Consider the following 10,503-nt stretch of genomic DNA (forward strand, 5'->3'; position numbering starts at 1 on the left):
CGCCTGATCAACGGGCGCGCGCTGGACGTGCTGCCCCGGCTGGCCGATGGCTCCTACGACCTGGTCTTCATCGACGCGGCGCCGATGGAACACCCCCACTACGTCGAACAGGGCGTGCGGCTGCTGCGTGCGGGTGGCGCGTTCATCCTCAACAACGCACTACTCGGCGGGCGGGTGCCCGACCAGGAACAGCGTGACCCGGCGACGCAGGCCGTGCGCGCGGCGACCAGGGCGATCGCCGAGAACCCCGAGCTCACCAGCGTGCTGATCCCGATCGGTGACGGTCTGCTCTGCGCCTCGCGGGGCTAACCGACCCAGATCCCCTTGCCGACGGTGACCACACCGCCGTTGCTGACGGCGAAACGCTCGCGGTCGCGGTCGAGATCGAGGCCGATGATCTCGCCCTCGCCGACCACCACGTTCTTGTCCAGGATCGCGTGGCGCACCACCGCGCCACGCCCGATCCGCACACCGGGCATCAACACACTGCCCTCGACTGTCGCGCCGTCCTCGATCACCACGTTCGAGCTCAGCACCGAATTGCGGACCGTGGCCGCCGACAGGATCGAGCCTGCCCCGACGATCGATTCCTGGGCGAGCCCGCCCTGCGCGAACTTCGCTGGCGGCAGGTTCTCCGCCGCGCCGCGAATCGGCCAGTGCTTGTTGTAGAGGTTGAAGACGGGGTGCACCGAGACCAGGTCCATGTGCGCCTCGTAGAAGGCGTCGATGGTGCCGACGTCGCGCCAGTAGCCGCGGTCGCGTTCGGTGGCGCCGGGGACGTCGTTGTCGGCGAAGTCGTAGACGGCGGCCTTGCCGTCGGCGACCAGCTTCGGGATGATGTCGCCGCCCATGTCGTGGTCGGAATCGGAGTTCTCGGCGTCGGCGCGGATGGCGTCGACCAGCACGCGGGTGGTGAACACGTAGTTGCCCATCGACGCGAACGTCACGTTCGGGTCGTCGGGGGTACCCGGCGGGTGCGCGGGCTTCTCCAGGAACTGGGTGATCTTGCCGGACTCGTCGGAGTCGATGCAGCCGAACGCGCTGGCCTCGGCCCTCGGCACCCGGATCCCCGCGACGGTGACGCCGGCACCCGAGGCGATGTGGCTGGCCACCATCTGCTCCGGATCCATCCGGTACACGTGGTCGGCGCCGAACACCACGATGTAGTCGGGATCCTCGTCGTAGATCAGGTTGAGCGACTGCATGATCGCGTCGGCGCTGCCGGTGTACCAGCGCGGCCCGAGACGCTGCTGGGCAGGCACCGGGGTGATGTACTCACCGGTGAAGCCGGACAGCCGCCAGGTCTGGGAGATGTGGCGATCGAGTGAGTGCGACTTGTACTGGGTGAGCACGCACAGGCGCAGGTATCCCGCGTTCACGAGGTTGCTCAACACGAAGTCGATGAGCCGGTAGGCGCCACCGAACGGAACCGCCGGCTTGGCGCGGTCGGCCGTGAGTGGAAACAGTCGTTTGCCCTCGCCACCGGCGAGCACGATCCCGAGTACGTGCGGCTGGCTCCTCACCCTGCTCAAAGTACAGGGCCAGCGAGGTTACGGTGGCCCATGTCGACCCGAGGGTCTAATTTGGACCGGTGAGTGATGGCACCGACAGCGAGCAGACTCCAGCGCAAGCGCTGCGGGTGGCGATGCTGACCCGGGAGTATCCCCCCGAGGTGTACGGCGGTGCGGGAGTACATGTCACCGAACTCACTTCCCGATTGCGTGAGCTCTGTGACGTCACCGTGCACTGCATGGGCGCGCCGCGCGCCGGTGCTGTGGTGCATCGCCCCGACCCCGAGCTGTACGCCGCCAACGCCGCGTTGCAGATGATGTCGGCGCAGCTGCGGATGGCCGACGCGGCCGGCGGCGTGGACGTGGTGCATTCGCACACCTGGTACGCGGGCCTGGCCGGCCATCTCGCCGCCATGCTGTACGGGATCCCCCATGTGCTCACCGCGCATTCGCTGGAACCGCGCAGGCCGTGGAAGGCCGAGCAGCTCGGTGGCGGGTATCGGCTGTCGTCGTGGTCGGAACGCAACGCGATGGAGAACGCCGACGCGGTGATCGCGGTCAGCGAAGGCATGCGCCACGATGTGCTCGACGCCTATCCCGCGATCGACCCCGATCGAGTTCATGTGGTGCACAACGGTATCGACGCGAGCGTGTGGCACCCCGGCCCGCCCGCCGCCGACGAGGCGCCGGTGCTCGAGCGGCTCGGCGTGCGCGCCGACCTGCCGATCGTGTCCTTCGTCGGGCGGATCACCCGGCAGAAGGGCGTCGGGCACCTGCTCGCCGCGGCCGCCTCGTTCGCCCCCGACATCCAGGTGGTGTTGTGCGCGGGTGCGGCCGATACCAAGGAACTCGAGGTGGAGGTCGCCGCCGCCGTCGACGGATTGCAGCGGCAGCGCGGCAACGTCTTCTGGGTGAAGGAGATGCTTCCCGCCGAGCAGGTCCGCCAGATCCTGTCCGCCTCGTCGGTCTTCGTGTGCCCGTCGGTGTACGAACCGCTGGGCATCGTGAATCTGGAGGCGATGGCGTGCGCGACCGCCGTCGTGGCCTCGGATGTCGGCGGGATTCCGGAGGTGGTCGACGACGGGGCCACCGGGCGTCTGGTGCACTACGACCCCGAGGCGACCGGGGAGTACGAGCGCGGGCTCGCCGCCGCGGTGAACGAGGTCGCGGGGGATCCGGCCTTGGCGGTGCGCTATGGCGAGGCCGGGCGGGCGAGGGCGATCGCGGAGTTCGACTGGGCGCGGATCGCCGAGCACACGCTCGACGTGTACCGAAGTGTGTTGCGCTAGGTCAGCGGTTCGGCAGATAGGTCGACACGGTGACCGACGCCGTCACTTCGGTGGTGTCCGAGAGTGCCGCGATGCGTGGATCGTCGGCGGGGGTGCGGTGGAAGGCCGACGGGCCCATCGCGACGACACGGGTGACATCGGTGCGAGACAGCTTCATCGGGAACTCGACGAGGGTGTGCTCGGCACGGGCGAACGCACCGGCGAGCGAGTCGGCCAGACGCCGGTCCTTGTCCGGATCGACGCCCACCATGCCGAGGGGGCCGATCAGCTCGCCCAGATGACGCGCCGTGGGAGTGACGACGACGAAGCGTCCGCCGGGCGCGAGGACGCGGGCGACCTCGGCGGGGTTGCGCGGGGCGAACACCGAGAGCACGCCGGTGACGGCGTCCTCGCGCAGTGGCAGGCCACGCCAGGCGTCGGCCAGCACGGAGGCCGCGCGCGGGTGCGCCCGGGCGGCGCGGCGGGCGGCGGGCTTGGCCACGTCCAAGGCGATGCCGAGGGCATCGGGATGCGCGTCGAGCACGTCGGCGAGGTAGTAGCCCGTGCCCGCCCCGATTTCGAGCACCGTCGCGGCGGTGTCGAAGGCACGAGCGATCGCCGCGGCGATCGGGGCGAAATGGCCCGCACCCTGGAAAGCGGCGCGGGCGTCGAGCATGTCGGCGGTGTCGCCGGTCATTTTCGTCGATGCGCCGGTCAGCAGTCCCACATAGCCCTGGCGGGCGATGTCGAAGCTGTGACCGGTACCGCATCGCAGCGCACGATCGTGCGGTTGCAGCTCGTCGCCGCACTCCGGGCAGGCCAGAAGTGCGGCGACCTCGGTCAGCGCATTCAGCTGGTGACGCTCTTCAGTTCGTCACCGAGCGCCGCAGCCTCGTCCGGTGTGAGTTCGACGACCAGACGCCCGCCACCCTCGAGTGGAACCCGCATGACGATTCCACGACCTTCCTTGGTTGCTTCGAGGGGACCGTCCCCGGTACGGGGCTTCATGGCCGCCATCCTCTGCTCCCTCCAGATCTGCGCGGTGGTTCTGCGCACTGTTTTCTCGTCTGCCGGTTGTCGCCAACCAGCGGGCTCGCCGGGTGTTCGGCGGGCCACACCGGTCCTATTCTTCCCTATTGCCGTCGCGGGCGGACACCTGAGTGCGAAATGTGACTGCGGAGTCGGTTCCGTTCGGTACCGCTGTCACCCAGCAAACATCCAGGTGATCGTCCACCATGCCGGTTGCCTGCATGAGGGCATACGCCGTCGTCGGGCCGACGAAAGCGAACCCTCGGCGCTTCAATTCCTTTGCCAGAGCAATGGATTCGGGTGTGGTGGCGGGCACATTCTCGATCGAGGCCGGCCGTGGGCGTGGCGCGGGTGCGAACGACCACAGCAGCTCGTCCAGGCTCACCGGCAGGTCGCGAGCAACCCGGGCGTTGTTGATCACCGCGTCGATCTTGGCGCGGTTGCGCACGATGCCCGCGTCGGCCAGCAGCCGCGCGCGGTCGTGATCGCCGAACTCGGCGACCTTCGCGATCTCGAAACCGGCGAACGCGCTGCGGAAGGCGGGCCGCTTACGCAGGACGGTGATCCAGGCCAGCCCGGACTGGAAGGCCTCGAGGCAGAGCCGTTCGAACATGGCGTCGTCACCGTGTAGGGGCTGACCCCATTCGGTGTCGTGGTAATCGCGGTACAGCTGCGAGCCGGTCGACCAGTCGCAGCGCACGAGGCCGTCGTCGGCGAGCTCGCTCACCCGCGATCCTGGCCCGCCGCCACCTGCGCCTGCCTAGCCTGCGCCAGCTCGAACTCGAGTTCGTCGATCCGCTCGGCCAGCCTGCCCAGCGCCCAGTCGACCTCGCCGGCCTTGTACCCGCGCACCACCTGCTGGAATCGCAACGCCCGCACATCAGCCCCCGTGACGCCGTCGGCGGGCAGCACGGTAGCGGTGGTCCCCTCGGGTAAGGGCCCGAGCTCCTCGGACCGCCCGAATACCGCACTGGCGACGAGGAACAGCATCGCCGCGACCAACCCGACGATGAGCACGTATAGAAGCAGCGTCAGCATGAAGCCAGCCTAGGCAACGCCACTGACAAGTCCCGAATCAGAGATGACGGGTGGTATCGATTCCCAGTGACATGCCTGCCAGGCCGCGCTTGCGGACGGCGAGTTTGTCGGCGATACCGAGCAGGGCGACGGCGGCGGGGTTCGCCGGGTCGGAGAGCACGATCGGGTTGCCGTCGTCGCCGCCTTCGCGCAGGGCCTGCTCGATCGGGACCTGGCCGAGCAGCGGCACATTCGAGCCGACGGCGCGGGTGAGGCGGTCGGCGACGACCTGGCCGCCGCCGGAGCCGTACAGCTCCATGCGTGAACCATCCGGCAGGTCGAGCCAGGACATGTTCTCCACGACCCCGGCGATGCGCTGGCGGGTCTGCAGGGCGATCGCACCCGCACGCTCGGCCACCTCGGCGGCGGCGATCTGCGGGGTGGTGACGACCAGGATCTCGGCGCTCGGGATGAGCTGGGCGAGGGAGATTGCGACGTCGCCGGTGCCGGGCGGCAGGTCGAGCAGCAGCACGTCCAGGTCGCCCCAGAACACGTCGGCGAGGAACTGCTGCAGCGCGCGGTGCAGCATCGGACCACGCCACACCACGGGGGTATTGCCCTGGGTGAACTGCGCGATCGAGATCATCTTCACGTCGTGCGCCACCGGCGGCATGATCATCCGCTCGACCTGGGTGGGCTTGGCGTCGGAGCCGAGCATGCGCGGGATGGAGTGGCCGTAGATATCGGCGTCGAGCACACCGACCGACAGTCCACGCTGGGCCAGAGCCACGGCGAGGTTGGCGGTGACGCTGGACTTGCCGACGCCGCCCTTACCGGAAGCCACCGCGTAGACGCGGGTCAGCGAGCCGGGCTGGGCGAACGGGATGATCGGCTCGGCCGAATCGCCACGCAGGGACTTGCGCAGCTCGGTGCGCTGCTCATCGCTCATCACATCGAGATCGACGGTCACCGCCCCCGCGCCGTTGACATCCGCGACGGCCTTGGTGACCCGCTGAACGATCTCGGTCCGCAACGGGCACCCGGAGGTGGTCAGGTAGATCTCGATGTGCACGTCACCGCTGTCGGCGATGGCGATGGACTTGACCATCCCCAACTCGGTGATCGGTTTGCGGATCTCCGGGTCGTCGACCTTCGCGAGCGCCGCCCGCACATCCGCTTCCGTAATCACTGACATACCCCCGATGTTATGCGTCCCCGGATCGGTCGACGATCCGGGGACGACAGTCGCTGGCCGGTAGGCCCGCTTCCTAGTGGATTCGGGGGAGGTCCTGGGGCTTGGGGGCGAGGCCGCTGGAGTAGGAACCCGACCAGGCCATCACGTTGGCGACGTAGGCCATCGAGTTGTTGTAGCGCAGGATCGCCTTCGACTGCTGGGAGAGGTCGCGCATGTTCAGGCCGCCGTCGCACAGGTAGCGGCCCGCGGTGAGGGCCGCGTCGAAAAGGTTCTGGGGGTCGGCGATGCCGTCGGCGTTGCCGTCGGCGGCGTAGCGGTGCCAGGTCTCGGGCAGGAACTGCATCGGGCCGATGGCGCGGTCGTAGCCGCCGAGGCCGTCGAGGTCGCCGCCGTCGGTGTCGTGGATGACATTGTTGCCGGAGAGGCTGCCGTCGAGGACGGGCCCGTAGACCGCCTTGATCGGGTTACCCTGCGCGTCGGCCTTGCCGTAGGCGTGGGTGGATTCGACGCGGCCGATGCCCGCCAGCAGCGACCAGGACATCCCGCAGTGCGGGTTCTCCACGGCCAGTTGCTGTTCGGCGGTCTGGTAGGCGGCAACGGCGATGCCCGGAATACCGAGCGGACCCGCGGGCAGATCGGCGGACGCGCGATCATCCGGCAGTGCAACGGTTTTCACGACCGGTGCGGCCGAGGGGGACTGGCGCGCTTCCGCGTGGACGATCTCGGCGATGTCGGCCTGGGGCGACGAGACCAGATCGGCCGTAGCCTCCGGCTCGGCGCCGGGCAGCAGGTCGTGCTCGACAGCTGCGTTGGTTGCCGTGGTCGCCTCGGTGGCGGCCGCGGTCACGGCAACCAGTCCAGCGGGGACCAATCCGGTCAGTGCGATGAGCGAGCTACGGCGAACTGTCGTAGCAGGCTGTTTCCGATGACGACCCACTGTGTGGTGCCCTCCTCAACCGTGTTGGATGAGAAGAGATTACCGCACCCGAGACCTTTTTGTTACCCCTCCGTGATCTGTATTTCGGTTTGATTTCTACGGGGCCGGTGCGGGGGCGGGCGGCAGCGGGATGACGATGCCGAACGGCAGCGTGATGCCCGGCTGCTGGGTGGGCGCCACCGGCGCGGGCTCGGCGGGTGCGGGCTCCTCGGCCGGGGCGACACCCGGTTCCGGTGTCTTCTCCGGTGTGGTGGGTGCCGGGGTCTCCGTGGGTGCGACCGTCGCCGGGGTACACGCGGCGGGCTCGACCACCGGCTGCTCGGGTGCGGCCGGATCCTTCGGCGCCGCAGCGCCGTAGGTCTGCTCGGCGGGCTTGTCGGCGGGCTGCGGCTCGGGTGCGAGCGGGTTCGGCATCTGCGCGGGCAGCGGCTCGCTCACGCACGTCTCGGGCGGTGCGACCGGCGCCGGGCAGAAGATCCCGCAGGGGATCGGTGGCAGACCGGGGAGCGTGATCATCACCTGTGTGGGCGTGGTGACCTTCGGCGTCGTCGGGGTGGGCGTGGTGGTGGGCGTGGGCGTGTTGGTCGAGGCCGCCAGCACATTGGGCGCCACCAACGGACCGCTGCCCGGCGGGATGATCTCCGGCGAGATGGCCACCTGACTCGGCGCGCCGCCGGTCCGGTACGCCGCCGACCAGCTCAGCACGTTGGCCGCGTAGGACATCGAGTTGTTGTAGCGCAGCACCGCCCGCAACTCCTGGGCCGCCTCGCGCAGGTTCATGCCGCCCGAGCAGAGGTACTTGCCCGCGGCCAGCGCCGCGTCGAAGACATTGTGCGGGTCCGAGGCGCCGTCGCCGTTGCCGTCGGCGGCGTAGTGCGCCCAGGTGCTCGGCAGGAACTGCATCGGCCCGAGGGCTCGCACGAAACCGCCGTCGGCTTCCTTGATCACCTCGTTGCCGGGCAGGGTGCCGTCGAGCGCGGGGCCGAAGATCGGCGTCGTCGTCGTACCGGCGGCGTCGGTGCGGCCACTGCTGGCGTGTCCGGATTCGATCCGGCCGATGCCCGCGAGGAGGTTCCAGGTGAGCCCGCAGCCCGGCTGCGCGGATTCCATGGCCAGCTCGGCGTTGCGGTAGGCGGCGAGCACGATCTCCGGGATGCCGAGTGCGCCGCTGCCCGTTGGCAGCGAAATGCTTTGCAGCGGAACGGTTCCCGCGAAGGGTGCGGCGGTGTTGGCGTTGAGCGCGCGCAACCGGCGCGGCGCCTCCTGCGCGACCGGCAGCAGGCCGACGATCTCGGACGGATCGGTTTCGGGTGTGTCCTCGGCGGTGCTCGCCGTGGCCGCCAGCAGGGCCTCCGGTGCGGTCGGCGCGGTGCTCGGGTCGCTGGTGTGCACCCCGGACCCGGAGGCGACCAGACCTGCGACTACAAGGGCCGACATCGTTATCGGAGCAGAAATTCGCACGGCCACACCCTTTTCGTCGAAAAGCGGCAGGCCGCAGAGTCCCCCTCCGGCCCACCCGGAACAACGTGATCCAGGTTACCTACCGGTCAGGAAGTTGTTGAGCATTTCCGGTCATACATCTGGAGCACCAGGCGAAATCGGGGCGGAAGAGGCCGTTTGACCGGAGGTTTTCTTGCGGACCGCTTTTCGCTTTTTGTCCGGCTTCGGCGCGCCGTCGGGCGTGGTGACCGCATCGATGCGGTCGAGCACGTCCTTGATCTCCTCCAGTTCACGCCGCAGGTAGTCGCGGGTGGCGACCTCGCCCACCGCCAGCCGCAGCGAGGCGAGTTCGCGGGCGAGGAACTCGGTATCGGCCTTGGTCTGCGCGGCCCGGGTCCGGTCCTCTTCGAGCGAGACCTTGTCCCTGTTGTCCTGCCGGTTCTGCGCCAGCAGGATCAGCGGCGCCGCATAGGCGGCCTGGGTGGAGAAGGCCAGGTTGAGCAGGATGAACGGGTACGGATCCCAGCGCAGCGCCACCGCGAACACATTGAGCAGGATCCACACGATCACGATCACCGTCTGGATCGCGAGATAGCGCCCGGTGCCGAGGAACCGGGCGACGCGCTCACTGGCCTGCGCGAACGCGTCCGAATCCCAGTCGAAGCGGAAGCGCGACCCGACCGGCGTCTCCAAGCGTTGCCGCGCCGGATTCTTCTCACTCATGCCGTGCTCCCGCTCGCCTCGACCTGCTGCAGCGCCGGAGGCTCTTCTTCGCGCCAATCCTCGGGCAGCAGATGATCGAGGACGTCGTCGACGGTCACCGCGCCGAGCAGATGGTTCTCCGCGTCGACCACCGGCCCGCACACCAGGTTGTAGGTGGCGAAATAGCGGGTCACCGCCGAGAGCGGCAGGTCGGGTGACAGCGGCGCCAGGTCACTGTCGACGATCCCGCCCACCAGGTGCGCGGGCGGTTCCCGCAGCAGCTGCTGAATGTGCACACAGCCCAGGTAGCGGCCGGTCGGCGTGGCCGTGGGTGGTCGCACGACGAAGGCCATCGAGGCCAGCGCGGGCGTGAGGTCGGGGTCGCGGACCCGGGCCAGCGCTTCGGCGACGGTCGTCGCGGGCCCGAGGACGACCGGTTTCGGCGTCATCAGACCGCCCGCCGTGTCGGGGGAGTGCGCGAGCAGTCGGCGCACCGGTTCGGATTCCTCGGGATCCATCAGGGCCAACAGCGATTCGGCTTCGCTTTCGGGCAGTTCGCCGAGCAGGTCGGCGGCGTCGTCGGGGTCCATCGCCTCGAGCACGTCGGCGGCGCGGCGCACCTCGAGATGGCCGAGCAGGTCGACCTGGTCGTCGTCGGGCAGTTCCTGGACCACGTCGGCGAGGCGTTCGTCGTCGAGAGCGATCGCCACCTCGATGCGACGTTTCTCCGGCAGCTCACGCAACCGGTGCGCCACGTCGGCCGCGCGCAGCCCCTCGAACTGGGTGAGCAGGGTGGTCACGTCCTGGCCGGGCCGGTCCACCTCGGCCGGGGTGAGCCCGTCGACCTGCGACCACTCGACCACGTGCACCGAGCGCCTGCGCCCGATCCGCCGATGCCCGCGTACCGCGACCCGGCTGACGATCCAATCCCTTGTCCTGGTCTGCTCGATCCCGAGGTCGGCGACGAGCACGTCGATATCGGCCAGGTCCGGCAGATCCGGGTCGTTCACGCGTACCGGCGAATCGAGGATCTGGGCCATGGCCAGGCGTTCGCCGGGGCGCTGGGCGAAGCGGCGCAGGCTCACGGTCCCGGTATTGAGGGTGACCATGCCGGGTTCGATCGCGGTGACCCGCAGCATCGGCACGAAAATGCGTCGCCGGGTGAGCAATTCGACGACGAGTCCGTGCACACGCGGCGGCTGGCGTCCGTGCCGGACGGCGACGACCACATCGCGGACCCGGCCGATAGACTCCCCGTCCGGACCCAGCACCGTCAGGCCGGCGAGCCGGGCGACATACACCCTGGTGGTTGCCATGACCATCAGGCTATCGGTCGGGGACGGCCGCACCAGTCAGGAGGCACTCCTCATGAAGCCACGTCGTTCGGTGCTCGCAGTGCCGGGT

General features: G+C 69.2%; 12 protein-coding genes. 2 read left to right on the forward strand and 10 right to left on the reverse strand.

Annotated features, from left to right (window positions below; genetic code table 11):
* Nucleotides 1-309 (forward strand): O-methyltransferase (locus ACFWF3_RS10690; protein ID WP_379313441.1); only part of this gene is annotated, 309 nt, incomplete at its 5' end.
* On the opposite strand, the gene glgC is transcribed toward ACFWF3_RS10690, so the two are convergent.
* Nucleotides 306-1,523, reverse strand: a complete 1,218-nt coding sequence (glgC, locus tag ACFWF3_RS10695; RefSeq protein WP_378993377.1) for a glucose-1-phosphate adenylyltransferase — start codon at nt 1,521-1,523, stop codon at nt 306-308. The two genes, ACFWF3_RS10690 and glgC, sit on opposite strands and share 4 nt — an antisense overlap.
* A gap of 110 nt (nt 1,524-1,633) precedes the next feature.
* On the opposite strand from glgC, the gene glgA reads away from it, so the two are divergent.
* Nucleotides 1,634-2,800: a glycogen synthase gene (glgA, locus tag ACFWF3_RS10700; RefSeq protein WP_379313447.1), complete on the forward strand. Its 1,167-nt coding sequence runs from the start codon at nt 1,634-1,636 to the stop codon at nt 2,798-2,800.
* 1 nt (nt 2,801) lies between these two features.
* On the opposite strand, the gene ACFWF3_RS10705 is transcribed toward glgA, so the two are convergent.
* The 9 genes from ACFWF3_RS10705 to ACFWF3_RS10745 form a co-directional block, all read right to left on the reverse strand.
* The gene (locus ACFWF3_RS10705; RefSeq protein ID WP_379313449.1) at nt 2,802-3,632 is read right to left on the reverse strand and encodes a putative RNA methyltransferase; all 831 of its coding nucleotides are present in this window, start codon (nt 3,630-3,632) and stop codon (nt 2,802-2,804) included.
* A complete protein-coding gene (locus ACFWF3_RS10710; RefSeq protein WP_011211259.1) occupies nt 3,629-3,796 on the reverse strand; it encodes a DUF3117 domain-containing protein in 168 nt (55 codons plus the stop codon). Before ACFWF3_RS10710 ends, ACFWF3_RS10705 begins: the two co-directional genes overlap by 4 nt.
* 106 nt (nt 3,797-3,902) lie before the next feature.
* Nucleotides 3,903-4,535: a DNA-3-methyladenine glycosylase I gene (locus ACFWF3_RS10715; RefSeq protein WP_378993379.1), complete on the reverse strand. Its 633-nt coding sequence runs from the start codon at nt 4,533-4,535 to the stop codon at nt 3,903-3,905.
* A complete protein-coding gene (locus ACFWF3_RS10720) occupies nt 4,532-4,846 on the reverse strand; it encodes a DivIVA domain-containing protein (protein WP_379313444.1) in 315 nt (104 codons plus the stop codon). Before ACFWF3_RS10720 ends, ACFWF3_RS10715 begins: the two co-directional genes overlap by 4 nt.
* A 37-nt stretch (nt 4,847-4,883) precedes the next feature.
* Nucleotides 4,884-6,020, reverse strand: a complete 1,137-nt coding sequence (locus ACFWF3_RS10725; protein ID WP_378993380.1) for an Mrp/NBP35 family ATP-binding protein — start codon at nt 6,018-6,020, stop codon at nt 4,884-4,886.
* A 73-nt stretch (nt 6,021-6,093) separates the two neighbouring features.
* The gene (locus ACFWF3_RS10730; protein ID WP_378993381.1) at nt 6,094-6,957 is read right to left on the reverse strand and encodes a lytic transglycosylase domain-containing protein; all 864 of its coding nucleotides are present in this window, start codon (nt 6,955-6,957) and stop codon (nt 6,094-6,096) included.
* Nucleotides 6,958-7,053: 96 nt separating this feature from the next.
* On the reverse strand, nt 7,054-8,394 hold the full coding sequence (locus tag ACFWF3_RS10735; RefSeq protein ID WP_379313445.1) for a lytic transglycosylase domain-containing protein: 1,341 nt from the start codon (nt 8,392-8,394) through the stop codon (nt 7,054-7,056).
* 135 nt (nt 8,395-8,529) lie between these two features.
* Nucleotides 8,530-9,120: a DUF1003 domain-containing protein gene (locus ACFWF3_RS10740; RefSeq protein WP_378993385.1), complete on the reverse strand. Its 591-nt coding sequence runs from the start codon at nt 9,118-9,120 to the stop codon at nt 8,530-8,532.
* A complete protein-coding gene (locus tag ACFWF3_RS10745; RefSeq protein ID WP_378993386.1) occupies nt 9,117-10,415 on the reverse strand; it encodes a magnesium transporter MgtE N-terminal domain-containing protein in 1,299 nt (432 codons plus the stop codon). Before ACFWF3_RS10745 ends, ACFWF3_RS10740 begins: the two co-directional genes overlap by 4 nt.
* Between the last annotated feature and the right edge of the window lie 88 nt (nt 10,416-10,503).

The organism is Nocardia sp. NPDC060220, assembly GCF_042727815.1.
GTDB lineage: Bacteria > Actinomycetota > Actinomycetes > Mycobacteriales > Mycobacteriaceae > Nocardia.